General features: G+C 60.3%; 19 protein-coding genes and 1 tRNA gene. 8 read left to right on the top strand and 12 right to left on the bottom strand.

From position 1 onward, the window contains the following. Window positions 1–180 precede the first annotated feature (180 nt). Window positions 181–2793, top strand: a complete 2613-nt coding sequence (locus tag JJ896_17585) for a serine/threonine-protein kinase (protein ID MBO6781474.1) — start codon at window positions 181–183, stop codon at window positions 2791–2793. 44 nt (window positions 2794–2837) lie between these two features. Here JJ896_17585 and JJ896_17580 read toward each other — a convergent pair whose 3' ends face one another. The 3 genes from JJ896_17580 to JJ896_17570 form a co-directional block, all read right to left on the bottom strand. Further along, the gene (locus JJ896_17580) at window positions 2838–5921 is read right to left on the bottom strand and encodes a hypothetical protein (GenBank protein MBO6781473.1); all 3084 of its coding nucleotides are present in this window, start codon (window positions 5919–5921) and stop codon (window positions 2838–2840) included. Window positions 5922–5985: 64 nt separating this feature from the next. After that, complete coding sequence (locus tag JJ896_17575; GenBank protein MBO6781472.1) at window positions 5986–6282, bottom strand: T9SS type A sorting domain-containing protein; 297 nt, start codon at window positions 6280–6282, stop codon at window positions 5986–5988. 76 nt (window positions 6283–6358) lie between these two features. Then, complete coding sequence (locus JJ896_17570; protein ID MBO6781471.1) at window positions 6359–7123, bottom strand: trypsin-like serine protease; 765 nt, start codon at window positions 7121–7123, stop codon at window positions 6359–6361. A 245-nt stretch (window positions 7124–7368) separates the two neighbouring features. Between JJ896_17570 and JJ896_17565 the strand changes: the two genes are divergently transcribed. Continuing rightward, window positions 7369–7836: a hypothetical protein gene (locus JJ896_17565; GenBank protein MBO6781470.1), complete on the top strand. Its 468-nt coding sequence runs from the start codon at window positions 7369–7371 to the stop codon at window positions 7834–7836. Window positions 7837–7841: 5 nt separating this feature from the next. After that, the gene (locus JJ896_17560; GenBank protein MBO6781469.1) at window positions 7842–8429 is read left to right on the top strand and encodes a sigma-70 family RNA polymerase sigma factor; all 588 of its coding nucleotides are present in this window, start codon (window positions 7842–7844) and stop codon (window positions 8427–8429) included. A gap of 8 nt (window positions 8430–8437) precedes the next feature. Here JJ896_17560 and JJ896_17555 read toward each other — a convergent pair whose 3' ends face one another. The 4 genes from JJ896_17555 to JJ896_17540 all read right to left on the bottom strand — a co-directional run bounded on the left by JJ896_17555 (window position 8438) and on the right by JJ896_17540 (window position 14373). Further along, window positions 8438–9838, bottom strand: coding sequence for a hypothetical protein (locus tag JJ896_17555; GenBank protein MBO6781468.1), 1401 nt, complete (start codon window positions 9836–9838; stop codon window positions 8438–8440). A gap of 168 nt (window positions 9839–10006) precedes the next feature. After that, window positions 10007–10405 carry a carboxypeptidase regulatory-like domain-containing protein gene (locus tag JJ896_17550; GenBank protein ID MBO6781467.1) on the bottom strand — a complete coding sequence of 133 codons (399 nt, stop codon included), beginning with the start codon at window positions 10403–10405 and terminating at the stop codon, window positions 10007–10009. Window positions 10406–11803: 1398 nt separating this feature from the next. Continuing rightward, window positions 11804–13651, bottom strand: a complete 1848-nt coding sequence (locus JJ896_17545) for a zinc-dependent metalloprotease (protein MBO6781466.1) — start codon at window positions 13649–13651, stop codon at window positions 11804–11806. Continuing rightward, on the bottom strand, window positions 13648–14373 hold the full coding sequence (locus JJ896_17540; protein ID MBO6781465.1) for a hypothetical protein: 726 nt from the start codon (window positions 14371–14373) through the stop codon (window positions 13648–13650). The genes JJ896_17545 and JJ896_17540 overlap by 4 nt, the downstream gene beginning before the upstream one ends. A 495-nt stretch (window positions 14374–14868) precedes the next feature. Here JJ896_17540 and JJ896_17535 point away from each other — a divergent pair, with 495 nt between their 5' ends. Beyond that, entirely contained in the window at window positions 14869–15435 is a 567-nt protein-coding gene (locus JJ896_17535) for a hypothetical protein (GenBank protein MBO6781464.1), read from the top strand. 1209 nt (window positions 15436–16644) lie between these two features. Here JJ896_17535 and JJ896_17530 read toward each other — a convergent pair. Next, entirely contained in the window at window positions 16645–18213 is a 1569-nt protein-coding gene (locus JJ896_17530; protein ID MBO6781463.1) for an AbgT family transporter, read from the bottom strand. A 990-nt stretch (window positions 18214–19203) separates the two neighbouring features. On the opposite strand from JJ896_17530, the gene JJ896_17525 reads away from it, so the two are divergent. From JJ896_17525 to JJ896_17510, 4 genes are all read left to right on the top strand, one after another. Continuing rightward, complete coding sequence (locus tag JJ896_17525; GenBank protein ID MBO6781462.1) at window positions 19204–20220, top strand: T9SS type A sorting domain-containing protein; 1017 nt, start codon at window positions 19204–19206, stop codon at window positions 20218–20220. Window positions 20221–20875: 655 nt separating this feature from the next. Beyond that, the gene (locus tag JJ896_17520) at window positions 20876–21964 is read left to right on the top strand and encodes a hypothetical protein (protein ID MBO6781461.1); all 1089 of its coding nucleotides are present in this window, start codon (window positions 20876–20878) and stop codon (window positions 21962–21964) included. Between the two features lie 1048 nt (window positions 21965–23012). Continuing rightward, window positions 23013–23828: a hypothetical protein gene (locus JJ896_17515; protein MBO6781460.1), complete on the top strand. Its 816-nt coding sequence runs from the start codon at window positions 23013–23015 to the stop codon at window positions 23826–23828. A 5-nt stretch (window positions 23829–23833) separates the two neighbouring features. Further along, the gene (locus JJ896_17510; GenBank protein MBO6781459.1) at window positions 23834–24307 is read left to right on the top strand and encodes a hypothetical protein; all 474 of its coding nucleotides are present in this window, start codon (window positions 23834–23836) and stop codon (window positions 24305–24307) included. Window positions 24308–24321: 14 nt separating this feature from the next. Here the strand turns inward: JJ896_17510 and JJ896_17505 are convergent, their stop codons facing one another. From JJ896_17505 to JJ896_17490, 4 genes are all read right to left on the bottom strand, one after another. After that, the gene (locus tag JJ896_17505; GenBank protein MBO6781458.1) at window positions 24322–24588 is read right to left on the bottom strand and encodes a hypothetical protein; all 267 of its coding nucleotides are present in this window, start codon (window positions 24586–24588) and stop codon (window positions 24322–24324) included. Between the two features lie 3 nt (window positions 24589–24591). After that, window positions 24592–25698: a tyrosine-type recombinase/integrase gene (locus JJ896_17500; protein ID MBO6781457.1), complete on the bottom strand. Its 1107-nt coding sequence runs from the start codon at window positions 25696–25698 to the stop codon at window positions 24592–24594. Between the two features lie 132 nt (window positions 25699–25830). Further along, a tRNA-Pro gene (locus JJ896_17495) sits at window positions 25831–25904 on the bottom strand. Window positions 25905–26051: 147 nt separating this feature from the next. Next, the gene (locus tag JJ896_17490) at window positions 26052–26573 is read right to left on the bottom strand and encodes a phospholipase D family protein (protein ID MBO6781456.1); all 522 of its coding nucleotides are present in this window, start codon (window positions 26571–26573) and stop codon (window positions 26052–26054) included. Between the last annotated feature and the right edge of the window lie 17 nt (window positions 26574–26590).

Genomic DNA, 26590 nt, shown 5'->3' with positions numbered 1-26590 from the left:
GACACGGTTTCGCTGCGTGGGTTGACGGGAGAATACGCGATGGGTTGCCCGCGGCTGCGACAAGGGGCTGATTTTTGCCGCGCGACCCTTCCGGAACCGCGCCCGCCGCCGCCGGCGCGCCGCCAACGTTTGCGGCGACTTGGCATATGCGCGTTCTTTTTGCCGAACTCCATGCCCTCCATGGTCGGTAAAACCCTCTCCCACTACCGGATTCTCGAAGAGCACGGACGCGGCGGCATGGGGGTCGTCTTCCGAGCGCTGGATCTTACGCTGGAGCGCACCGTGGCCATCAAGGTGCTGTCCGGCGCGAACACCGAGTCTGCTGCTCATCGCGACCGGTTCTACCGGGAGGCCAGATCGGCCGCGCGACTCCAGGATTCCCGCATCGCTGCGATCTACGAGATCGGCGAAGCGCCCATCGAAGGGACAACAGGGGATCCCGTGCTCTTCATCGCGATGGAGTTCGTGGAGGGCGAGGACCTTTCGTCTCTGATCGCCGACGGGCCCCTGACTTCAGACGATGCGATTGAAGTGGCCCTTGGGGTGGCGGGTGCGCTGGAGGCCGCGCACGCTAGCGGAATTGTGCATCGGGACATCAAACCCGGAAACGTCAAGCGCACCGCGGACGGACGAATCAAGGTGCTCGACTTTGGGTTGGCCAGGCCGACTCAGGCCCAGACCCTTACCCAGGCTGGAGTCACCATGGGAACGGCGGCATACATGTCTCCTGAACAGGCCTCGGGCGGTCCAGTCGATGGGCGCTCAGACCTCTTCAGCCTGGGGGTCACCCTGTACGAAATGCTTGCCGGCCGGCCGCCGTTTCAGGCCCAATACCCCCAGGCCCTCGCCTACATGATTGTGCATGAGGAGCCGACCCTGCTGGTGGAGGCGCGACCCGGTGTCGAGGAAGGGCTTGCGAACATCGTTTCGAGGCTGCTCGCCAAGGACCCATCGGAGCGGTATCAGAGCGCCTCCGACGTGGTTGCGGATCTCCGAGCGGTACAATCCGGCGCACGGATCAGCACATTGCCCGGTCCTCGGCGGGCCCGTCGAGCCTGGCCTGCTTTTCTGGGGCTCGCCGTGGTGGCAGCTGCGGCGTTGGGCATGGCAGCTGCTGCCGGCCTGTTTTCGGCCGGAGACCCATGGCCGGCAGACGAACAAGCCGATCCGAGGGTACTCCTCATCAGTCTGCCGGGCATGGTGCACATTGAAAACCCGACCATCACAACAGATCGGCTTGATTTGGCCTTCGAGGGCCGCCGGGTTGACGAAAAGCCGGCCGTATTTGCCTACAACGCGCGGGACGGCCAGGTGAGGTTTCTCCGGGAGGGCCGCATTACGCGCATGGCATTCGCACCGGGATCCTCGCGACTGGCGGTTGACACCCCTGGTGACGGCATCTGGATGGTAGACCTGCCCGACGGAGAGCCCCGGACCATTACCTCTTTCGGCTGGAGTCCGAGGTGGCGAGACGAGGAAACGCTGCTGTTCTCCGGGTCACCCCATACCGGCATTGCCGCCGACAGTGCAGACATCTGGGAAGTTGACGTCGCGTCCGGCGATTTGAGGAAGGTCTTCGCAACGCGAGACTCTGGCCGGCAATTCGATTTGGCCGGTGTTCTTGCGCAGTCCGGCATGGCCTTCGGAACCGTCTACGGCCCCGACGCCTCACAGACTGGCGTATTTACTCTGGACCCAAAGTCCGGGCAGTTTCGAGACGGCCAGTTCGGGACACAGGCTGGCCTGTACGCCATGGGATATATGGTTATGCAGCGGCCGGATGCTTCGCTTGCGTTCCGGCCGGCGAACCCTCGGACCGGGGAACAGACGCGAACCTGGCGTCGCTTCCCCCTCGAGGTAGAGAGGGAAGACGGCTGGAGCCTCAGTCCTCGCGGCGACCTCATGTACGTAGAGCCAGAGGGCTCGCACCGGCTCTTCCTGGCGGACCTGGAAACACAGGTGATGGAACCAGTCGTGCTTTCGGGAGACTGGGCCGATCTGCCGTACTTCCACCCACGCTTTTCGCCGGACGGTTCCCTGATCACCGTCTATGTGCCTGAAGACCCGGGTACTACTCGCTCCATCGTGATCGACAGGAGCGCGGGAAATCTTGTTACGCCCTTTCCACTCGGCTCTCGCTTCCCTTCATTCACCACGCAGGACTCTCTCCTCTACACCGCCAGCGGCACCTCCTTCATACAGGCTGCGGACGGCAGCGAGCCCGTCAGGCAGATCATAGACGGAGTCTGGGCCACGGAGTCCCCGGACGGCCGGTACCTGGCCTACGAACGCGGTGGCATGATCATCCGTGACACAGTTACGGACGAAGAAGTGTCGATGGCAGATCTCGGCGGCCGAGCCCAGGTCCAGTTCCGGTTTTCGCCCGATTCACGCTACGTGGTCTGGTCCCTCTTCAGCGAAACCAATGCCATCTCGCTCTGGATTGCCGCGGTGGACGGTAGCTGGCGCCGGCAGATTGGCGTCGACAGAATCGTTCCATTCTGGTCCCGAGAGGGAGACTATATCTACTACCGGGACATGGCGGCAACGGGCATCGATCAGTCGATGATCAGACGGATTCCAGTCCAACTGCGTCCCGATTTTCAGATTCTCGGCCCGCCGGAAACCGTGATGTGGATGCGCGGCGGAGCGCAACACCCGACACTTGATCCTGTCAGCGGACGCATCCTGATATCCAGTCGTGAGGCCGGATTTGGAGACACCGCTCCCCCCAAGAGCCCACAGCTCGTGCACTGGGAGAATTGGACGCGACTGTTGGAGGAGATCGAGTAGGGTCGCGATCACCGGATTACGGCCAGACTCCGGTCGACCAACGGTCAGCGCTGCGGCAATACAATCGCAGGCACCTGCTTCTCGGATACGGCGGCGTTGAAACCGTCAAGCCGGGCGCCGAGCGCATCGTCCAGCAGGGCACGCTGGGTCTGCCACGCCGCCGACAGGTCCGCGAATGCGGCGCGTGTACCCTGCGTGACTTCGCCATCGGCTCCGTCGACGGCGCCCCGCAGGTAGATCAGGCGTTCACGGATGCGGGACGGCCAGTTGATGACGGTCTGCCCATCGACCGTACGCTTCTGCACGACCGCCTCCTCGATATCGTTCAGTGACTCGATGAGCGCCTGGCCGAGGCTGTCCAGAGCTGCGTCCTCCGGCGTTCGGCCCAGAAAGTCCTGGATCTGCCCACGCACGTTTCGCAGGTCGCGGATACCGTCGTGGATTGCGGTCAGCGTCTCAGTGACCTCCGCGCCGAAGGCGTCCTGCTCCCCGTAGGCGTTGGTGTCGATCCGGGGGTCGGGCAACACTTCGGCCGATGTAGTCAGGGTGTCCTCATCGACCACCAGGCGCACGGCATAGGTCCCGGGAATGGCACGCATTCCCCGCAACGTGCCCCACACGTAGAGGCCCTGAACGTTTTGAACGGCCTCCTTTCTGAGGTCCCAGCTCATGCGGTTGTGCCCTGGCGAAAACTTGAGGGTATCCGCGCCGACTGCCGCCGACGGGCCGTTGCCGTATGTGCGTAGCACCTCCCCGTCGTCATCCAGAATCTCGACCAGGACGCTGCTGGAGTCCGTCAAATCAGGGGCAAAGAAATCGATCACAACGCCGGGCATGGGATTCTGGCCGAGGCCCGGGCGGGCGCGTCCGTCGCCCTGCCCACCGGCCACCCGGTGCGCCGGGTCCGGTTGGAAGAGGTGCAGCCCATCTACCCCTGCTTGCTGCTGCAGCGGAGCCAGGTCATCCAGGATCCAGAAGCTGCGACCACCGGTAGCGACCACGAGGTCGTTGTGCTCCCGCTGCACCATCAGGTCGGTGATGGGCGTGATGGGCATGTTCATCTGCAGCGAGTGCCAATCGTCGCCGTCGTTCCACGAGACGTAGAGGCCGTTTTCCGCGCCTGCGTAGAGCAGGCCGCGGACCCTGGGGTCCTCGCGCACAACCCGCGTGTGGTGATCCTCCGAGATGCCGTCCGTAATCAGATCCCACGAGGCGCCAAAATCGCGTGTGCGGTAGAGGCGGGGTGTGAAGTCGTTGACCTTGTAGGCCGTCACCGCGATATAGGCCGCCGCGGGATCGTGCGGCGAGACATCGATGGCGTTGACCTGCGCTTCAGGCAACCCGTCCGGCGTGACGTTGGTCCAGGATTCGCCTCCATCGCGGGTCATGTGCACCAGCCCGTCGTCACTCCCTGTCCAGATCACATCCGGCGAATGGGGGCTTTCTGCAACGTACATGATCGTTCCGTAGATCTCGCCGCCGGCGCCCTCATTCGTGATGGGACCGCCTCCTGGACCTTGCCTCTCGTCATTGTCGCGGGTCAGGTCCGGTGAGGCTTCGGTCCATGTCAGGCCCTGATCGGTGGTGCGAAGCAGCACGTTCGCAGCGTGATACATGACGCTCGGATCGTGCCGGGATGCGATGATGGGCGCGTTCCAGTTGAAACGGTATTTCATGTCGCGCGAAGCGAGCGCGATCGGCAGGTTGGTGTACGCCATGGCATCACGCGATGAGCTCGTCGCCGCATCCCATCGCCCGATAATTCCCATGTAGCAGCCGCCGAGGACCGAGGTGGGGTTGTCCGGGTCGAAGGCCGCGTAGGCCGTCTCGCAACCGGCAACGCTGTACCAGTCCTTCCAGCCGATGCCGGCGCCTGGTGACTCGCTGGCGATGGCGATGGCCGAGTTATCCTGCTGGCCGCCGTAGACGTGGTAGGGAAAGCGGTTGTCGGTGTTGACGCGATAGAACTGGGCTGTAGGCTGATTCTGCTGGGTAGACCAGGTCCTGCCGCCGTTCAGGGAGACATTGGCACCCCCATCGTTCGCGTTGATCACGATGTCAGGATTCTCGGGGTGGATCCACAGGTCGTGGTTGTCCCCGTGCGGTGTGGCGACCCGCTGGAACGAGCGGCCGCCGTCGATGGACTTGAAGGCAGGCGCGTTGAGAATCCAGACTTCGTCCGGGTTGACCGGATCGGCGAAGACGTTGATGTAATACCAGGCGCGGGCACGCAACGACCAGTTCTGATTGACGTTGCGCCACGTCTTCCCCCGGTCCTCGGAGCGGTAGAGTCCCCCGCCCGGATCGGCCTCGACCAGCGCATACAGGCGGTCGGAATTCGCGGCCACCGTGATGTCTGTCTTGCCCATGAGCTCAGGAAGCCCCTCATTGATGGACGTCCAACTGTCGCCACCGTCGGTGCTCCGGTGAAAGCCGCTGCCTTCTCCCCCGCTGCGCACCTGCCACGGAAAGCGTTGGTGATCCCAGAAAGCCGCGTAGAGGATGCGCGGGTTGTTCGGATCCATGGCTAAGTCTGACGCGCCGGCCGTGTCGGAGACGTAGAGGATGTTCTCCCAGGTGGTACCGCCGTCTTCTGTGCGATAGACGCCGCGCTCCTCCGTCGGCCCGTAGGGTGCTCCCTGAACGGCCACGTAGACCAGGTCCGGGTCGGATGGGTGTACGTGAATGCGCGAGATGGCTCTGGAGCCCGGCAGCCCCACGTGTGTCCACGACCGGCCGGCGTCCGTGGAGCGGTACACGCCGTCGCCGTGCGAGGTCATCACCCCACGCACCGCGTGTTCGCCCATGCCGACGTACACGACGTTCGGGTCCGATGGCGCGACTGCGATTGCGCCGACCGATGAGGTGCCGAATGCATCGTCAGAGACGTTGGACCAGTTCTGGCCCGCATCGTCCGTCTTCCAGACCCCGCTGCCTACGCCGCCGAAATAGAAGGTCGTCGGCTGCTGCACGACACCGGTCACCGCGTTCGACCGACCGCCGCGGAAGGGGCCGATGTTGCGCCATTTCAGGCTTGTGAAGAGCGTTGAGTCTGGCTGGACGTCCTGGGCGGAGGCGGGCTGGACGGTGACGGCGATGAGGATCACCGCCAGGAGGAGGCGCGTCATGACGAGGGAGGGCGTCTTGGGTGGACCCGAAGGTAGGAACAGGATCCTGAGTCGGCAGGCCTTGCTAGTCGAGCTTGACCGCTGTGGTCCGCAGTAGTCGATCCCCTGAGTCAACTACTACGAAATAGACACCTGGCGGCATGTGCGCGCCATCGAATGATCTGACCGCCGCGGCGGCTTTTTGTGAGATTTGCCTGCCCAGGACGTCGAAAACAATGATATCCGCCGATCGCCATCCCGATGGGACCTGCACGTTCAATTCGGACCGGAAGGGATTCGGATAGACTGCTGCGGTTGATGGTGCCAGAACCAGAATCAACAAGGCCGTGGCCCAGGAATGGCGGCTGCACCGAAGAATCATGTGTCGGCTTGCAAGTTGGTGCGCCGATGGTACAACGTACCCGCCGAAAGCTGCCGGCTCTCGGTGGCGAAACGCCTCAGAAGCTCGCCACAACGCTCGCAATCCAGTCCGAGTAAGCAGACACCCGGGTGTAGTATTCCGTCACCCCGTACCGGCCCTCCCGGCCCCCGGTAGCCTGGGTGTCCTGACCTGAGCTCACCCCGGCAACGAAGTAACGTCCATCCCGCTGGATAAAGGCGGGTCCCGCGCTGTCTCCGGGGCCGCTGATACCCTCCATCGGTGTCGTCCCGGGATCATTCGGTCCATCGAATCGCCACGCCAGCCATGAATCTGAAAGATTGTCGATGCGGTTTGTCGCGGCCCGGAAGCGGCCATCATTGCCCGTGGGACCTGTCGTGCCATCGCCCAGATCACCGTTTCCAATGAGCGTCACCAGACGGCCCTCCTCGTCGGAGTCGAGATAGAGCGGGATGGTGACGGCGCCCTCTACCGGAGTGGTGAGCTTGATGAGGGCGATATCGTGCGGGAAACCCTCTTCCAGCCACAACGGGTGGAGCACGACACGTTCGACACGAAGCGAATCTCCGGATCCCCACAAGAGAGACCCGCCCGGCGAAACCTCCTGCGCCACGTGGGCTGCGCTCAGTATCCAGTCCTGCGCGATGAGCGTGCCGGCCATATCGGTCCTGGTGAACCTGACCACGGCCGCGCTCAGGTCCAGGCTGTCTGCCAGGGCCACGTAGTCCTCATCGCTCACATCATGCCGAATAATGATCGGAGTGGCCGATGGGATGGTCGCCAGGACGGACGTGACGAAGATGATCAACGGGAGAACGGCCACGCGCACCATCGCCTGTTGGCGGTTGCGGTTCGAACCCCTTTTGCGCAATTCCGGCATCGAGTCTTCCTTCAATAGCTGGACGATCCTGGTTGTACAACCTGTTTCGTGTGCTCACGGTTAACAGAGCCCCGGAGGATGTTAACCAATCTCGCCCGGCGACAGTTAATACCATGGCGCTCTTGCCCGACGAGGCGCCGTCCAGCCCTCGCGCAGGCCGCCGAGCCCCGCCTACATCGAATACCACCATGTCTGAAGTCCTGCTTTCCCTGCCCGTCGTCCTGGCCGAGGTGATCGGCATCATTGTGGTCGCCCTGTTCGCGATCCGCAGCAGGCAGCACAGAATGCTGGCCGCTCAACTCTCCCGGCAGCGCTCCATCAGGGCCTTCCTGGACAAGACGGATCCTCCACTCCTGGAATCGATGATTCGTACAGGACAGGGCAAGGAGGCGCTTTGGCACATGCTGGAGGATCCGCGCACACCTGAGCGGATCCACGCTGAGGAGGTGGGTGCAGCGACCAGAAAGACCCTGATCGGGGGCATGCTGGTGACCCTCGCCGTTGCTCTGAAGGTTGCGATCGACGGCAGCCTCATGATGTTCGTGGCTGGCATTCCATTTGAGCTACTGTTGGCGGTGGCGGGGATCGTCGGGCTCGGGCTCGGCGTCGGGGACTTCGCGAAACTCGCCCTCCTCTCTCGGAAGCGCGTCTCCTGAGGGGCGTGTCGGACGGCGGCACGGTGAACGCAACAGGGGCTGGTGCGCCAGGGACTCGCGATGACTCCTTTCGGGAGGTCTACGAGGACCTCGTGCCCCGATTGCGCGGCTTTATTCTGGCCGGCACGCAGGATGCCGAGGCGGCGCAGGATGTCCTGCAAGAAGCGATGATCCGCCTTTGGAGATCGCCCTTCTACACCTCAAGTGACACCCGGACGCCGGAGCAGCTGCGCCGCTACGCGTTTCGGATCGCCGCGAACCTGTTAAAGGATCGTCGGAAGAGTCTTGCCAGGTATTCCAGGACGATCGCCGCGTTCGAAGAAGATCGATCCGCTCCCCTGAAGGAAACTCACCCGGAGGTCCCGATGGACCTTCAGCGGGCGATGGGCATGCTAAAGGAACGCGAGCGCACGCTGCTTTGGCTGGCTCACGCGGAGAACTACACCCATGCCGAGATTGCAGATCTCACTGGCTACAGCAAGTTGAGCGTGCGCGTGTTGCTCAGCAGGGCGAGAGGACGGCTTCGGAAGATCTTTGAAGCCAGAGATTCGCGGAAACCATCCGCCGGACGTCCCGATGGCGAGCTTATTTGAGCAAGGCCTCAGATGTCGAGTACGCCCGCGTTCAGGGCGGCCCGCAGGTCCAGATCGACCGCGTCCCTATATGCCGCGAAGGTGTGATTTACCTCGATCTCGAGGGGCAGGAAGTCGGCGTCCCCGAGTGCCGGATCCCGCTCCACGAACTGCGTCGAGACGGTCAGCCAAATCCCCGTGCGCTTCAAGTCCACGTCGCGGCCCTCACTGGGACTGTTGGGTTTGCCACGAGGAGCCTCTCCCACCAGGCGGGCATTCGCTCGGCTTCGCAATTCTGCCGCATTCGTGACCGCGGCCGAGAATGTTCGTCGGCCGACAAGCACGAAGAGCCGCCCCTCCTCCGTGAACTCAGGCCGCGCCGCGAGGCCGTCGATTAAAGCTCTCGCGGTCTCGGGCTCACCCCCCGTGTTTTGCCTCAGGTCGATAATCAGTTTCTCGACCGGGTTGGCGTCCATGAAGGCGAACATCTCCTGCGCCATCTCGGCCACAGTCGGCCGATCCCTCTGGTTCCAGCAGGTGTTGTACTGGAAGAAGATGGCGTTCTCCTCCTCTAGGTACTCCCACCAGTAGTATTTCCGTTCGAGGAGGTGCGGAAGCGACAGCGGCGTGGCAAAAAGGTATTCCAGCCTGCGGCTTGGAGGGATGCCGTCGGCGTAGACGCCGTTGGCCGTGCGGTAGTCGCCCTTGTTGTACTCATTCAATGGAATCGTTGCAAAGGGCTCGGACACTCCCCCGTCAAACTCGAATCGAACAGTGTCTGCTGAAGTCGCGATCCCCAGCGCGTGCAGCAACTCGGGCCGCAATAGATCGAACGGCACTGCGTAGTCGTACCCCTTTTCGTTGTCGACACCGATCGTACTCTTGACCCGGCGGATCGCCTCCTGGATTGGGGTCTGATCGATGCCGGTGATGCGTTTGCCCACCAAGTGTCGATACTCGACCGGTGCTGCCGTCACATAGAGCCCATCGCTGAAGGACCACAGGTGAAGCGGTATGAACCCAAAGGTTTTTCGCCGCTGATCACCTGCGTAGAATGAGGTGTGCCCATCGCCCACCAGCGCAATGAGCCGGGCGAACTCGACGAGTGCCTCGTTGACGCTGACGGACGGGAGCCTGGCTTCGATCGCCGCCACCGCCCGCTCAAACTCCTCACGCGAAGTCTCGTGGTAGAGGTCCACGTGACGAGCGAGCAGGCTGTCGTGGAGCGTATGGAGCTCAGCTTGCCACTTTGCGGCAACGCGGGGGCTCATTACCTGTGCGTTGTTGGTGCATGCGGACGCGAGCAGGAAGGCGAGCACGAGGCAGACGGCTGTCGACTTCCCGGGCGGATCGAAGTGCGATCTGGCGTAGGGCCCGTCCTTTGCGCGTGAGTGAGTGTGATCCGTGTCCCTGGTTGCCGATTCCAGCATGGTCTCCTGCGTTGCTGACTAGACGGCCCTCTTGGCCGACTTCTCGGTCATACAACTGGAGCTGGAGGCGGGCGGTTAACAGGGCTGTGGAGTGTGGAGACTAGTGCGAGAGACGCCCGCCTCAGAGCTCGCGCCGCTACCCGTCTGGGGCGCAACGCCGCATCCATCTCAAAACGACGATTCGGGCGTCACTACGTATCTCAGTTCCCCGATTCGCTGACCGGCACCCAAACGCAGGGTATCGATGATCAGGACATCGGGATACCGGGCAATGCGAACAACAAAAGTGTCGACGGGAACCTCTGAGAACCAGAATGTCCCTTCCGGCCCGGTTGCAACTCCGATCACACGAGTCGAGTCAGTTGTGGATGTCAACTGAACGTTAACCCTTGGTAATCCTGCGCCGCCAACGTCGGTAATACGACCCTCTACACGGACAGAACTCCCTTCTTCCGCAAAGGCAGAAGCTTGCCCACCGCTTCGCTCCTCGGAGCACGAAGCCCCCATCAAGGCCATAAGCCCGACCGCGGACACTAGCGCCCGACGCCTTGACCAGCCCGCGATCATGCCCCCGGCGAGGTCAGTTGCGCTGCGGGGCTCTTGTCGCTCCAGGATATTGTTCCAACTCTGAGTCGAGGATCCCCATGTTGGTCGGCATCAAGAAGAGCCAACGTATCGCCGGACGTACCCTGTATTGTCACGCGATAATCCCAATACTCGGTCTCGGGGAACACCACGCCATGGAGTCGGCCGGACTTTTCTACAACACCTGCATCCGTAACCGAAAACACTTCTAACGCCTTCGGCCCTCCTGCACTCGAGCGCGCTAAGTACAGCGTAAATGCGCCGTTCTCCCCGCAGACAATACCTCTTGCTTCTGAGACTCCCAGAAGGGAGGCGACTTCAACCGAAGGAGGGATTCCCACCGGAATCGGGATTCGTTCGACTCCACTGTCGGATGTTTCGCCATGCTGGTTGAATCGAAACACCTCGCCCCAGAAGAGTGCCGGGGCGTACGCTACTCCTCCATTGCCCCAGGTGCAAAACCGCCCGGGATCAAGAAGAAGCAAGTCCGGCGAGAAGCGTTCCGTCCACAGGGACCGCGCATTACCAAACGACGTCCTCACAGAGAAGTCTTCCGGGTTCAGGACGTGAACCAAGCTCGGAGCCTCCGGGGCACCCTCTCTCAACGCGAGGTTTAGGACCACTGCAGAAGAACGGCTTGAGGAGGTAGCTCGAACAAAAGCAAAGGGCTGCACGCCTGAGCGTAGGTACTGTCCAGTGTCCACATCAAACGCCGAGACGCGAGACGTTTCGGAATCGAACACCCACAGCTCGCCATCAACTTCGAGTGCAGACGTCGGTCGCCCCAACTCTCCCGGCCCGTTTCCCGCGTCTCCTGCGGTGTGGGAGTAGGTCCCGTCCAGTGAAAACAACTTGGGACGTGGGTCAGCATTGTCCCCTACTATGACAAACTCGTCGGTAATCGAGAAATAAGTCGGGTGGTTAACCGCGGCCTCAATGGGTTGGCCAGGAGCTAATTGGCCAACTGTGGCAACAGGGCTGAAGATTGCCGATGGGCTGGTTGCCATCGTCTCCGGATCCGAACACCCGACGCAGCCGACAAGAAGGATCGATCCCATCAAGCCGAGTCGGCGGCCGCCTGACCCAAGCTTCCCGGAGCATTGCGCTGGGCCGAAGTGGTTCATTGGTCCTCCGTCGTTACGGACAGGTACCGTCACAAGTCGAAACCAGCCGTTCATCCGGCCTGCCGGAGTGGACGCCGGGAACGGCGGACCAACAACGTGGACCAACGTGGTCTCCCCATTCCCTCACGGAATCGCGCCGAGGAAGAGTAGATATCAGTTTCCTCTCGCGGGTCAGGGTATCGGTTGTGTCAAGAGTGGCCGCCGCACTCAGCCAGAGAGCGTCTCCAGATTCTTTGACCGGCTCAATCCGACTCTTCTAGCGGACAACCGAAACCAGGTTGGAGACCACGCGATCGCCAGCCTGCATGCGTATGAGGTAGGTCCCCGGTGGGTATTCTGAAGCGTCCCAGATGGCCGAATGCCGTCCAAGAGGGAGCGTACTCGCCACGACGCTCGTTACTGCTCTGCCCAAGAGGTCAAACACGACAATACTGACATGGCTCAATTCCGGTATGGCGAACGGAATCTCGGTTCGCGTCTGGATCGGGTTCGGGAACGCGGTTCCCAGTTCAAGGCTGAACGCATCTGGAGAAACGGCCTCCTCCGAATCGGGCCCGCGCTTCGGGCCTCCGCCACTGCAAGGCGCCGGACAGTAGTCGACCCAGATGTAGTCCTCTACCGAATCCGCACCATCAGACACTTCCACTCCAAAGCCATGTCCTGATGTCCATCTGAACAGATCGTAGTAGGTCTGAGTCGAAACACCGGAATCGTAGTAGGTCCCGGTCGGGGTGTCCTTTTCATACCACATGTAGGTACACTCGTCACAATCTACCTCGGATGGATCATAGGTCGGGTCGGCCACGAACGTGATGCTTTCGTGCCACTCCATCTCCGTGTCGCTACCGAGGTCGATCGTCAGGTCATCTTCATCTTCGGGAACCGCGGCCACGAATCCAGCGACGGTGGATCGGCGATCCCTCCATACCTGGATTACGTCCTCGTCGGCGCCGCCCAGAGGATCACTATTGGCAAAGGTGTCGTCCGGGTCGGAGAACTTCAGGACCCGATTTGTTCGTGCGGTCGCGTTCATGAGCGTCCCCTGGGTCTCCGCAACCGTCAACATGGCGTGCTTATCCGTGGTGGCCGTCCAGTTCTGACCGAAGGCGTCCTTGTACCACTCCACATCGTGTAGACCACCGATGATGTGGCCAAATTCGTGCGCGAAGGTCGCATTGTCTTCTGCCTCGCCCAGTTCCGCCGCTCCGAAGGCTTCTGAGGAGTCTCCCTCGTTTTCGGCGACCCAGCCGTTGGCGCCCGTAAAGTCGTCGTGAATGAGCATGACTACATCCGCGCCGTGCGTAGTCCTCGCGGAGGCAACGCTTTCGAAAGGAGCGTTCCCAGCAACGAGGTCATCGACAGCGCTCGAAATATCCCAGGAAGTGTTCTTTGTCACCTCCATGGTATGTACCAGACGTACCTGAGTACTGTCCAGGTGCTGGGCGTTGTCCAACGCCGTGTTAAGTTCGTCAACAAAGCTGTCGATGGAGGTCAGAATATTCCCCGGCTCGTCATCGGCTCCAGACGTATAGACCACCATCACATCAATGACTTCGATGTCGGCCAACAGGTTTGAGGCGGACTTGGCAGCGACATGTCCGCTCTTGGTGTCGGTGCGCATTTGATTGCTTGATGTGCGCGGAGACATTACGGACGTCTTGACAAGCGCCATTTCGCCGCCACCAAGGCTCTCGAGTCTGTACTCGAGGTCATCCACCCAGAATCGTCCCGCAGCCTCAAGGCCGTCGAAGCTGAGTCGTACGAGGGTGGGATCCCCACCGATGTGTCCCTGCCAGGTCATCCGGCCCGCCCCGTGCTCGGTGATTCCACGAGTTTGGACCTGGACCCGCCGACCATCCGGCATAGAGAGCGAGAAGAAGTGCTTCTTCGCCACCCGGCTCCAATCGCCAAGGTCGATGACCGAGACGCTGACCGCGTTCTTCGCCTGCGCAAGACGCGTGAACCGGTGGGCCTGATCGATGCCGAGCGTTTCAAACGCGTCGACCCGCACCTCAAAAAGGCTCGCGGACGATTCCTGGGCCAGTGAGTCGTTTGAGCTCATGGCTACGGTCATTGCCGTTAGAACTAGGAGATGTCGTTTCATGGTGCCCGCTTCTTGATGCAGATATCAACGAGTTTGAATTGCCAGTTGGGATCGCGTGTCCTGCCCTGTCTCTCGTTGTAGGCCGAGATCCCGACCAGCCCGTGACCGGGGGCATACGAGACGTACACACTGTCACCGAAGGCATCGTCCAGGGGACGGTCGAGATGCCGATAGACATGGCTTCGAAACCGGCCGAGCACTGTGGCAGTCTGCTCATCGGTGGCCACGACGACGTATCGTGAGGAATCTGCCACTTCCCAAGGTCCGTCAGTGCGTAGATCGCGGGTGAAATTGTAGGAGTAGAATTCCTCCCAACGACGTGCCGGGTATGGGAAGCGAAAGTGGGGTAGGTAGTCGACCGTGTCGCCCCTGCTGATGAAACCGACTTGGGTGGGACCTCGCTCTGAGTTGGTCCAGAGTTCCTTCTTGGCAGGCAGTGCCTCACTCAGGCCGTAGCGATGAACCAGGAACGTGATGCCGCGAGCGAAGCGCCCGGCCGCGTACTCCTCCTCTACGACTACCCGCAGAGTATCTGTCAGGGCACCCCGCCAGTAGTACTCAAAGCTCCAATAATTGCCAACTGATAACGGCCAGAGTGAACCGTGGTCAGGGCCTGCCGTGCACACCGGCGGGCGGTCAGGCTCTTCGTCTATGGCGCTGGAATCGCATCCTAGCGGGACGCCAGTCAGGACCAAACTGACGGCCATACAGAGCAGTCGCACGCCTGGATCGCGGTTGGTGGTTGACCTCGTATCATCGCTATGGCTGCCGTCTGGAATCACTACAGGCGACGCTCCTCCTGCGCGCACGTGTAGAAGTGGCAACTCTCCGATGGGCAAAAGGGCATACAGGGCAAGTCGACGGTGGTCGATGGCCAAAATGGACGCGCAGCTTTGCGGGTGCAATAAGGCGAAACGACTATTCTCCTGGCGTTCAGACACTAGCTGACCAAGTCAAAAACAACCAGAATGGGTTCGCCGACGGTGAGCGGTCAACGCCATTAGGGTTTTCGACGGGCTTGACACTCTGGGCCGCATCGTAGTTGAGACGCACCGAGAGCCTTTGAGAACCAGGCCCTCAGGCAGCGCCCCGACAGACCGGTCCACGAAATACGAGACTCAAGCTCTCGAAGACGGGTGGATCGCCCCTAATCCTGGCATGAACTTTCGAACGAGCGCACAATCCCCTAGACTTATGGCAACTAGGCGCTTTTCGTTATGGGTATCTCAGTGACCGACGTTGCAGAGGGAATTGACCTCGCACGCAAGCTCCACAGTCAGGCAGTCAGGTACGCGGCAATCGCTGTCGAGAACAAGCTTGATCCCGCCGAGATGGGGGGAGACGTCAAGTTCCATTACGCCGGTGACATGTTCCTAGAAGGCAGTTATTGCGAGATAGGGCCAAATGAGGGTGAACTGACCTTTGATGCAGAGGAGGGCATCGTCTTTGGCACGTTCGTGGACTCCATTTTCTACTCCCAGTGCCAAGGCGCGATCTACTTCAAGGCTCCGAAAATCGACCAGGGACTCATGGCCTACGTCAATCAGACTTCCGGAGGCGACTGGTACGCTGGCACCCTCTGCGGCGACTGCAACAGCTGCGATGATCTCTGGGCCAAGGGCCAAGGCACAGTATTCCAGTGGCTCGAAGACCGCAGATTCGATGGAGGGACCGACTACGAGTGGAGGGGCCTGCATGTCACGGCCAAGTTCAGCAAGCGTGACTTACTCATTCAGCTCCACCACGTCGGCGAGGCAACGGTTTCGGGTCTGAGTAACCCTTAAACAGCTTGGTCAGAACCGACTCTTCTCAGGCATGAAACGGCCGGCGGCCCCCAGTCCGGCGAGTTCACCGACGACCGCACGTGCGGTAGGTAGATTGGCGGGAGTCCTAGCCTGCCATACTGAAGGATCCGCCAGAACAAACCGCTTTCCCGTCGCCACAAGGGTGGAAACGAGCGGGTGCCCCGTCTTGCCGTGAGTAGAGCAGTTGGACTATCTCGGCTTGAGCAGAGTCACGGACGCTACGCAAGGTCCCCCCTGACTTCCTGGGCACTTGAACATCAACCGAACTGCATTGCCCAGGCCGCCACCGCCGCCCGGCGAGAAATCGCCCTCCCACTGTCGGTTGCGCACTGGGCGCTCCCTGAACCTTCCGCCCGTTGCGCCGACTCGGGGTCCCTTGATCAAAGGTGCCTGTTGCGGCCCTCCCGGATCGCTGCAGACCGGGTTCTGGAACGTGACTCGGAGACGCACCGTGTCGTAAGCCCAGAGCGTGATCCGCTGCCACTCGTTGCACTGACGGGCCTGCACGTTCTGGAATAGGTTCTGTGCTGCGGGCATGATGTCCGGACGGTACAGTGCCGCTTTGCATCTTCTGTGTCTGTTGCCCGGTTCGCACTTGATATTCAGTGATTGCCCCTTACTTAGTCGAAGCGCCACCACGCCTCCCTCCGGCACACGGAGATCGTTTTCTGCCCCGGTCGCCGCGTCCCAAACCTGCAGTATTTCGTCATCGACGGAGACAGTGACGTGGCTACAAGCTTCCTCGACCTTTAGGACGTATGGCCCGTCTCGTGGGACCAGATAGTCCTCAGCCAGACCACACCTAGTTGAAATATCTGCGACGCCAGGTCCCCCATCCTGGTGTTTCTTCCACCGTATATAGAAGACCACCAGGGCGATGACTGCAAGCATGGTTAGGGCGATCGTCAAGTCCGGCATGGCACACCTCAGATTTGGACACCCCAATTACGGAGGATAGCGGCACTACGACAAGTCGGGCACACGCCGGGACTCTCTTGCGTCCGGAGGTCCTCTAGTAGTGCACGAGTTTATCGGTTTCGACGGCTCGTAATGAGTGGCGGAGTCGCGGCAGGGGTGTTGCCTGGCCTCGGAATCCTGTCTCCGACAGCGACACTTCAGAGATGGCGTGTCCTCTCGCCACCCTGCACTTGTCGTCCTTCCGGAGGGAGCCACGCAATAGTTCTTCCCCTACATCCCAGGCGGCGGATACTGATAAAACGCCTGGAGCCCGAGCGGAATTCCAATCGCCCAGTACAGAAGGAGGAAGAGTGACCACGCCACGAGGAAGACCAGGCTATACGGCAGCATCAGGCTCGTGAGCGTGCCGATGCCGGTAGACTTCACGTACCGCTGGCAGTACACGACCACCAACGGGAAGTACGGCATCAACGGCGTGATGATGTTCGAGGAAGAGTCGCCCACGCGATAGGCAGCCTGCGTCAGTTCAGGGCTGATCCCCACCTGCATCAGGATGGGCACAAAGATCGGAGCCAGGAGAGCCCACTTGGCCGATGCCGACCCAACGAAGAGGTTCACGAAAGCGGTCAGGATCACTATCCCGAAAATCGTGACCGATCCGGGGAGGGCGAGCGCCTTTAGACCAGCAGCCCCCTTGACGGCCAGCAGCGCGCCGAGATTGGAAGTGTTGAAGGCGTACACGAAGAGCGAACAGAAGAAGGCCATGACCACGTAGTACGCCATCCCTTCCATGGACTTCGTCATCGCTGCGACCATGTCGCGAGAGGTCTTGAACTTCCCCGACACAAACCCGAATACGACGCCGGGAAGCAGAAACAGGAGGAAGATGAGCGGCACGATCGACTGCATGATCGGAGCCGCAAAGGAATTGAGAGATCCCTCCGCATCACGGAACGGTGAGTCCGCAGGCCAGAGGGATGCCGCCAGCGCGATGAGTCCCACCAGCATGGTAAGGCTGGCCCACCGGAAGGCTTTACCCTCTCTTGCGGTGATGGAATCCATTTCCTTGGCGGCCTCCGCATCGTCATCCAGCGGAGTCAACCGGTCGAGCCGCGGTTCTATGATTCGATCGGTAATGAACCAGGCCAGTCCAATGATGAGGATGCTCGAGGTCGCGGTGAAGTAGAAATTCCCAAGCGGGTTTACCAACACATTCGGATCCACAAGTTGGGCCGCGGGCTGCGTGAATCCCTGCAGCAGTGGATCGAGTGCGGAAGGAAGCGGGTTTGCCGAGAAGCCACCCGAAACTCCCGCGAACGCGGCCGCGATGCCCGCAAGCGGGTGGCGTCCGGACGCGTGAAAGATGATCCCACCGAGTGGAATGACGAGCACGTAGCCGGCGTCGATGGCGCTGTGGCTCATCAGGCCGACCAAGACGACCACGGGCGTCAGCAGGAACTTCGCCGTCAGGCTCAGCATCAGCTTGATGCTCGTGTTGAAGAACCCAGCCTCGTCCGCCACGCCCACGCCAAGCATCGCCACCAGAACAACCCCGAGCGGAGCGAAGCTCGTGAAGATGGTCACCATGTTCGACAGGAAAGTGGCCAGAGCCGAGCCCGTCAGCAGGTTGGTCACCCGCAGCGGCTCCCCACTTCTTGGGTCGACATCCGTGAACTCCACGCCGGCCAGGAAAGCCGAGAGGACCCACACGATGATCATGGAGATCAGGAAGAGCATCGAGGGATCGGGCAGTTTGTTGCCGATCCGCTCAATACTTCCGAGCGCGCGGTTGACGAAGGACGGGCGCTGGGATGTTGTGGCTTCCACAGGAGGGGACATCTTGCTAGGGTGGCCCGGAAGGTAGGAGCGGATTGGGGATTTCGCTGCTGAAAAAGGCCGGCTCTGTCAGGGCGGAGGATTTGAACCGACGCCCCCTCGCACGCCATGGGCTGTATCGACGCCTCCACTCACGCGAAGACACAAGTCAGGCCAAGTCTCCGGAGACTTCTCTCTCTTCCCATCCTAGCCCGCCGGAAACCGATTAAGTGTCTCTTCCAGTCTTTCGGCGGGTTAGGGGCGATTATTCGATGCGCCCTCCAGCGATTTATCCAGACATACGCACTGGCTCATCCCGTCCCCTCTGAAGCCGGGAGCTGTACCCGTTCAGCATACCGAGGAATCGGTTCGGAGACCGATAGCAGCGGCAACGAACCAGAGTAGTGTTCTTGGTGAGTGCGACCCCGCTACCACATCCTTGCCTTCCTGTGGGTAGCCCATACCCACCAGGTCTTGGCCCAGACCGTTGGCAACTGCCCTCCCTCAGAGGCAGAAAGCCTTTTGGAGGTCGGAAACGTGGTGGCCCGCGTCACCAACAACGGTCTGGCAACTTGGAAAGAGGGTCCAAACAGATACGAGGTCCCAAAGGGTAGCGGCCACAACGCGGTTTCCGCGTTCTCTTTTCACCTTGGCGTAGAGGTGGGCGACGAGTTCAGGATTGCCGCGACCGCATATGGTGACGCTGAGTTTTGGGCTGGCCCACTTCCCCAGTCAGGCCTCGCACCCGATAGTCTCCACTGTGTAGCATCGGATAGAATCTGGGACGTTCGATGGGAGGACATTGAGCGTTACCGGCAGACAGGCCAAACCACTGAAGCACTGGAGTCATGGCCCTACCTACAGGGCGCACCGGTTGCTGACGGGGATGGTATCTCCGGGAACTACGATCTGGCCGGGGGGGACATTCCCGCCATTCTTGGAGACCAGACGGTTTGGTGGATAATGAACGACAGAGGCAATCAACATCGTTATACCGGCTCAGAACCGACGGGCTTGGTCGTTCGTGCCGAGGCTTTTGCGTTCGCTACCTCCGGAATAGTGGGGAATAGCACCTTCTACCGGTTCGCGATTGAGAACCCGACCGCGGACAGCCTGAGCGTCTATGCCGGCATCTTCTTGGACGGGTCGTCGGGCGCATGGGGAGATGAGTTCGCCGGAACCGACACCAGTAGGTCGATGGTCTACCTGTACGGTGGAGACGACGATGACGGGTTGTTTGGCCCGGCATCGCCCGCCTTGGGCGCAACCATCCTGAAGGCTCCCACAGTCGGTGGTCGTGAGGGCCGAATTGGTGCAAGTCATATCCCGAGTGACGATGGGGGCCGCTATGGGTGGCCGACTGACGCTGCAGGCTATCACAACTTTGTTCGGGGGCTGATTCAAGACGGTAGCCCCGTCCGGGAAGGCGGTGGTGGGGGTGGGCGCGATGGCCCCGTGACCACTTTCGGCTACCCCGGTGATCCCGTTTCCGGTGCGTTTTGGTCTATGGTCAATTCAGATGGAAGTGGGACCAGCTTTTCACCTGTCGGGCAAGAGATGTTCATCTACGCCCAGCCATTCACACTACCGCCCGGCGGGTCGGACGAGATGGTCTTCGCTTTGGCCTGGGCGCAAGGCGCAAACCGGTTCGATTCCATTGTCCGTCTTAGAGACGGAGTCGATTTCCTTCGGGAACGTCGAAATGCCCTCCTCCATTCTCGCGACGGCGATTCTCTTCCGGATCCGCCTGCTGCTCCGGACCCCCGCCTCGTACTCGGCCTCGCCGACAACGCCCCCAATCCTTTTGGCTCTGAAACACTGATAACTGCCAGTATTCCGATTGACGCACACATCCGATTGGAGGTGTTCGACTCCCTTGGAAGGTCAGTTGGTCTTCTTCAGGACGGTGAGATGGACAAGGGCCGTTACTCTTGGCTCTTCTACGGTGCGGACCTTGCGCCTGGTGTCTACTTCTATCGCCTGAGCGTGGATAGCTACACCTTTTCGAAGCCGATGGTGGTGGCTCGTTGATGGCGGGGGCTGATTGCAATTCGTAGAAGGTGATCGATGTCGCGAAGAAAGAACCGAAGGCTCTGTCCGAAATCGTCGCAGCGCGCCAGGCGGCCCTGAACGCTGGGCAACGCGCCCCCGAAATAATTGTAGTGGATGGCCGCATCAGGCCATCGGCAAGCAAGGCGTAGTTAGTCGCCCCTGCCAAAGCAATCCGTCGTAGTCCCTCCCGGGGATAACCCGGGCCCCGGCACCCCCGATCGGCGCTTCCACCGACTACCTCAACGAATTGGTGAGTTACTACGACCTCTACAAGCCGATTCGCAATCAATTGCGAAAGTACTCCGGGCAATCTGTCTGCCTCGCGGCCCTGAGCCGCCTTCAGCAGCATCGCGTCGGCGACCTAGATTACCTCAAAGCCCAGCCCCCGTGGTTTCACTTCTTGTTGCTCAAATGGGCACTTGTGGAAGGAGATTGGCTAACCACAAATCGACCGATCGATGGGCACGCCTATAATAAACTCGTGGACCGCCTCCACGACTTAGGTCCAAAGCTAGTCCCGCCCGACGCGGACAACCTCCCGTTGTTCTTGCGGCGCATCGCCTACCAACAGTTTTGGCACCAGAGTCTGCCTCCGTTGAGCGGTTTCTGTCGCCAGACACTTCTATTTGGTGACTTGGACTCGAACCATCCGCTATCCGAGAGGATGAGGAGTGAGTTTGAGATCTCTCTTGAGGATTGGCTGACGCTGGCCATGTTTCTCTTGACGACGTTCGTCACCCAGCCGCGTGCGCGATGGATAGGGCTACCGAGTTTCGCGCCATTGAAGGTCAGCGCAGCTACGGTGGTTGCCTTCTTGGCGTCTATCTCAACTGACCTAAAAGGGATGCGCGACCATCTTCGTCAGATCGCTCCTCCGCACAAGCACGAAAGCGAGTATCGCGAGGTCACTCCCCTGATTCGCTACCCTCTCGTCGTTGTCTCTGAGCGATACCACAGAACGACCCTTCCGGTTCTGATTCACTCCCTTCAGCACTTCCTGTATGACCGCTTCCGGGCGTTCGACGCGAATTGGTTTATGACCAGCTTCGGCCCCTTGTTTGAACGATACGTTGAGAACTGTTTGGCCGCTAGCGGTGAGACTTACATGAACGAGGCTCAGATTAGTCAGACTGCTGGCCCGGGGAAGACTGTGGACTTCCTCATCAAGTCCGCGGCTTCCAGAGTGTTTGCAGACGCCAAGGGAGTTGAGTTGAGACACAACGCCATGACTAGCTACAGCCCCGACTACATCCTTAGGGCAGCCGAGTCCTCGGTGCTCAAGGGTATTCTGCAGGGTCTCTCTACCGCTGACAGATTGAGGGGTCTGGACTCTTCCGAATACGCACCGGAGAACTGTTACCTGTTAGTCGTCACTTACAAGGACTTGATCCTGTCTGGAGGACACATGCTAGTCCACCTACTCGGACACAGCCGCCTCACTGAGCTTACTGGACGCGAACCATCCTCTTGGCCGATTCCACCTGAGCATATCTACTTTGTCGGCATTGAGGACTTTGAGAATGCCTGTGGCGCGATCGAGCGCCGCGACACCACGTTCTCAGATCTGCTGACGCACGCCGTCACGCAAGACTCCGAGCCCGCTACCCGGAAGCTGCTTTTCCATCAGCACATCGCCGACCTAGCGCCAAATCGCAGCTTCCCGTCCATTCTTGACGACGCTTGGAACAAGAAATTCAAGGACCTCGAGGCCATCCACCCCTGAGCTTAGGTCGGTCCGCTCGATGCTTTGCCTTTTATGGAGTCGATCGAAAGCGGTTCCGCACGGCCTATTGCGACTACCGGCAGCACACGCCAGTCGGGAGTGCTCCACGGACAATAGTCACCGCGGTTGAACCAGCTCTCTAGATTTCCCTTGTACTCAACGGCCTCCCTCTTGTACGCGGTATAGAGAGGGATCCGCTTTCTGGCAGGACTCTTCGGGGCGGAGTAGAACTGGACGTAGTAGCGTCCATGCTGTTTGATAAGGGTTGCCATCGCGCTCTGGTAGTGAGTGAACCGACGGCGCCCCCTTCGATAGCAATCCGATAGCAGCAAGCGGCAAAAAGCCCCCGATAGCAACTGCTACCAAGGGCTAATTCCGACTCAGAATCGGTCATTCCTCGTCGGGACGGCGGGATTTGAACCCACGACCCCTTGCACCCCATGCAAGTGGCCGATGGCCCTAGTTGCTAGGACTCTGCGAGTCCGTCGCAACCGAGCGCTACCCCTCCTGAGAGGCACAAAGGGTTCAAAACCAGCCATTAGAAGCGGTTGCTAGGAGTTGTCAGACCGTGCCCGGCCTGACATCCTCCGTCCCAACCACCCCGACGTTCGAGTCGGTGGGAGCATAATGGGAGCAGTTACTGCTGCCAACTACCCTCCTAGGCACTGTTGTTAACGCCAGCATAGTTCCGTGGTCTTCAACTACCAAACCCCTTGCATTTAGCAGCAGGCCTACAGGACCCGGGGGCAGCCCCCAAAGGGCCCCGGGTTGATAGGGTCCCCAGGTGGGTAGTAGAAACTCTTGACCAAGTACAACACCCAAGAGAGTCACTGGCACCTCCCAGAGATTCGACACGGATGCGACACTTTCATAACGTCAAGTGGAAAGATGGGCATCGTCCAGCTTGGATTCGATTTTCCTTGTCGGTCCCCCGATCGTACTCTTAGGATGAGTCCGCCTCACAAGAATTCCGAGGCGCTAGACCTCACCTATGTAATGTGAACTTGAGTCGGGATAGCTGCCAGCAGCTTAGTCGCCACCCTCGATTTTGCGCTTTTCCCTCCGCGTCGTCCTTTCTTGCTGCCTAGGCCTGGCCCTGTTGCCATCGGACGGGTATTCGCAGATGCGCTATTCGTGGGATCACCATCCCGAGTCTGAATGGCCTCTCTTGTTTCTCGAAGGGACGATTGTCCCAGGAGATTACCAGCGGCTAATTGAGTTTTCGTCCACCCAGCGGAATTTCATCCTGTTGGCCCAGACTCCGATGATCCGGATTGACACGCCCGGTGGTGACGTTGAGGAAGCGATTGCGATCTCGAGATTCATTGAAATGAGTTCGCGCCCAGTCGCCGCTGGGTTCTTTGAGGACGACGTGTGCGCAAGCGCGTGCCTCTACCTGGTGGTTTCAGCGTCCGTTCGCTATTTCGACCGAGACCGATTTTTGCTGCATCGGCCCTACATCAATCCCATTCGGCTAAAGGAAATGACCCCCGTTCAGGCCCGAGCTCGACAACGGGAGGTTCTCCGGATCACGGAGGATTTCCTACGTGATCGAGACGTGCCATCTTCGGTCATAGAAACGATTGCGAGGACGGCTTCCGTGGATGCGGCAAAAATGACTTATCGGCAGTCCCAAGAGTTGGGTAGAGTTGCCGGCTGGTGGGAAGAGTACTTGATAGCCAACTGCGGCCTTGATCGCCGAGAACTCCTAGCCTACAAGCGTTTCGAGGAATCGGGCTCCGTTGCATTCGCCGAGGCAAATAAGTGCGGCGTGCAATTGGGCATACCTGTAGGTCTCGATTGGCTCGAGGAGGAATATTCTCGGCTCGGCGTGGAACGGGACTGGGGCAAGTCAGACAATTGACCGGTATGAGAATCCTTTCTTTGATGCTGGTTCTACTGCTCGCGCCAGCAGCAGTCTTCGGACAACTCGTCCCGGCTCAGCTTGATGCCATTGCAAACGCCCGCTGTATGACCGGGTCTGCCCGCCTGACCACCGATGATGCTCAGAGGATTGTGCTGACCAGCGGCGCGATGAAATGGGTCAGCGACCAACTACAAACGCGGGGTGTCCCGCATTGCGCTGAGTTCGGTTCGGGGCCGGTCCTCTACTTGTCTGTGACCGGTCTAGCCATAAACGGTGGCGCGACTCTCGTTCTCAGCAGTCGATGGGGCTTGGCGATGGATACGGAGCTCGGACCTATCGACACGACCATCATGGGATCCGAGCAAATTGTTAGCCGTGGCGGCCGGAACCATCAGGCAGAGGTGTGGCGGCAAACGCAATTAGGAGCGGCGGACGTGTTAGATCTTGTCGCGTCCATTTGGCGTCGGTATCACTAGGGTGCCGGGCAAGACTACTCGTCCCTTGGGATGCGTCCCGGGATGTCAATGTGGCATTGGTAGATGACTTCGTCCTCTATCATTAGGTCGAAGTCTCCTGACAGGTATGACGCCTCTCCATTGCCTCGCCAGTATCCGGGGAGAAGGTAATCAGCCTCGTCCCCTTCTTCGAAGTAGTCCTTGCCCAAATCGTCCAGCACTTCTTTGACGCGGTCGATTGAGGGTAGTCGATAGACGTTGGTGCCCCACTGAGGATGCCGCGTAACCAGTACGATTTCCATGTTCTACCTCCGGGTCCTTGGCGACCTCGTGTCCTGAACACCGCTTGAGGTCAACGCGGACCGGACCTCCTTAGCAAGGACAGAGGAGTCTAGATGCACGTAGCGGAGAGTCATGTCCATGGTGGAGTGACCGGCAAAGCGCCGGATAAGGTCCATATTGACGCCTTGTTTGGCCAGTTCGGTGAGAGCGCCGTGTCGGAGCCCGTGGAAGGTAAAGGTCTCGGGCATTCCGCACCTGCGAACCAGGCGTTTGAACTGTTTGGAGGTCCATTTCGGATTCAGCGCGTTGCCTCGCGAATTGCGGAAGAGAGGCCCCGCTAAATGTCGCTCCGAGGCCGCTGAGAGGATGGCCCAAGCCTCTTCCGTAGCGGGTTTTCTAACCACCCTGCCCGATTTGGTGGTGAATGCTCCCCCCGATTGCACAACTACGGTTTGGTCGGTGTGATCTAGCCATTCGGCGGTCATCGCACACACCTCCCCTAATCGCAAAGCCAGGAGGTGTGTGACCAGGATAACACCACTTAGGTAATCAGGCCCCACTATTCGCGCCGCCTCTGCCAGCGCCCGGGCCTGCTCTGTAGTGATCACCTTGGACGGCAACCTCTCCGGAGGACTTGATAGCGCAACGCCCTCTGTGAAGTCGTCGTAGCCCTTCGACTTAAGCCACCTGCCCCACACTCGCAGCCGGGTGAGATAGGTATTTCGCGTCGCTTCGGAGCGTTTCGCATTCGAAGCCAGCCAGTTGCCCACGGACCGTGCGCATAGTCGCCCCAGCGGTTCGTTGGGTCCCACGTACTCGACGAAGAGGTTGAGCACCCATCGGTAGTGCTTACGTGTCGCCTCCCTAAGGCCCTCTCGGCTGTCTAGAAAGGCCTGTGAGGCGCAACCTACTGAAGGCAGGTCCAGGTCATGCGAAGGATTCGGGGGCCACTGTGGCGAACTCCACGGGTCCCACGCGCCTTCGCCGTAGGCCACCAGCATCTTGGAGAAAACTCTCTCAGCCTCCCGCTTACCAGTCGCCTGAATCCTGACCCGTTTTCGGGCCGGTGATCGCTCCGCCGAGAAGAACTGCGCATGCCAGTTTCCCCGCCTCTTGAATAGACTTGCCATTGCTGTACCTGAATGAAGTGATACAGCGCCTTGGGAGCATTATGGGACCAGTAGCTGTCGCCCGGATGCAGAAAGCCCTCGACAGCTACTGCCACCGAGGGCTTCAACCGACTCAAAAACGTCGTTTTCTAGTCGGGACGGCGGGATTTGAACCCACGACCCCTTGCACCCCATGCAAGTGCGCTACCGGACTGCGCCACGTCCCGAGTGGCCGCGCGAAGTGATTCACTGGCCGAGCGGCAATATACGTCCGTTAGCCCCGACTGATTCCCCCGTGGTGCATCGAATCCTCGACGAAGACCGGCAGATCACCGACGGTAGCGCCGACAGGCCCGGCCGGGACGGCGGCTAGCTCAAAAAGGCCTAGCCCGTTGCCAGTAGCCCAGGAACACGGTACGCAGCGCGTACACCGCCACCGGATCGCTGAAGAACGTTGCCACCTCCGATGCCCGATCAGCCGAAGCCTGCGTGAGGTTGGCGCTGCCGTTCATCGCGGTGGTGTCGGTGATGAGAAACTTGGCGTGCAAGTCACTCAACGTGCGGAAGGTCACCCCCGCATCCCTCATCGACTGCACCAGCGTGCCGGTCACATTGTCGCTGCGGAAGATGAGTCGCACGTCCACCCCACGCCGTGCTGCGCCGAGAAGCTGTCCGAAGACCGCTGGAGGCTCCAGTGACACGAAGGCGACGGCCGCGAGCACCTCGTAGCGCGACGCCTCCAGCATGGCACCCATCTGCCGGTGGACGTCACGGTCGGCGAAGTGACGCAGACCGGTGCCTCCTGGCGGCGTGGCCCGAAACTGCCTGTTGCGCGCATACACATTGGCGACACTACAGCCGAGCCTGGAGGCGAACCGCTGCTTGTCATCGCTCATCAGGGCCGCCCACCTCT

The sequence above is a fragment of the Rhodothermales bacterium genome, assembly GCA_017643395.1.
Lineage (GTDB): Bacteria > Bacteroidota > Rhodothermia > Rhodothermales > UBA10348 > JABDJZ01.
This window is presented reverse-complemented; position numbering and strand designations above follow the sequence as displayed.

What these genes read in the sequence shown, in the direction of transcription:
- JJ896_17580 (MBO6781473.1), bottom strand. Translation starts at nt 5,921, where the DNA reads ATGACGCGCCTCCTCCTGGCGGTGATCCTCATCGCCGTCACCGTCCAG.
- JJ896_17575 (MBO6781472.1), bottom strand. Translation starts at nt 6,282, where the DNA reads ATGATTCTTCGGTGCAGCCGCCATTCCTGGGCCACGGCCTTGTTGATT.
- JJ896_17500 (MBO6781457.1), bottom strand. Translation starts at nt 25,698, where the DNA reads ATGGCAAGTCTATTCAAGAGGCGGGGAAACTGGCATGCGCAGTTCTTC.
- JJ896_17490 (MBO6781456.1), bottom strand. Translation starts at nt 26,573, where the DNA reads ATGAGCGATGACAAGCAGCGGTTCGCCTCCAGGCTCGGCTGTAGTGTC.
- JJ896_17535 (MBO6781464.1), top strand. Translation starts at nt 14,869, where the DNA reads ATGGGTATCTCAGTGACCGACGTTGCAGAGGGAATTGACCTCGCACGC.
- JJ896_17550 (MBO6781467.1), bottom strand. Translation starts at nt 10,405, where the DNA reads ATGATCGCGGGCTGGTCAAGGCGTCGGGCGCTAGTGTCCGCGGTCGGG.
- JJ896_17530 (MBO6781463.1), bottom strand. Translation starts at nt 18,213, where the DNA reads ATGTCCCCTCCTGTGGAAGCCACAACATCCCAGCGCCCGTCCTTCGTC.
- JJ896_17585 (MBO6781474.1), top strand. Translation starts at nt 181, where the DNA reads ATGGTCGGTAAAACCCTCTCCCACTACCGGATTCTCGAAGAGCACGGA.
- JJ896_17555 (MBO6781468.1), bottom strand. Translation starts at nt 9,838, where the DNA reads ATGCTGGAATCGGCAACCAGGGACACGGATCACACTCACTCACGCGCA.
- JJ896_17565 (MBO6781470.1), top strand. Translation starts at nt 7,369, where the DNA reads ATGTCTGAAGTCCTGCTTTCCCTGCCCGTCGTCCTGGCCGAGGTGATC.
- JJ896_17510 (MBO6781459.1), top strand. Translation starts at nt 23,834, where the DNA reads ATGAGAATCCTTTCTTTGATGCTGGTTCTACTGCTCGCGCCAGCAGCA.
- JJ896_17505 (MBO6781458.1), bottom strand. Translation starts at nt 24,588, where the DNA reads ATGGAAATCGTACTGGTTACGCGGCATCCTCAGTGGGGCACCAACGTC.
- JJ896_17545 (MBO6781466.1), bottom strand. Translation starts at nt 13,651, where the DNA reads ATGAAACGACATCTCCTAGTTCTAACGGCAATGACCGTAGCCATGAGC.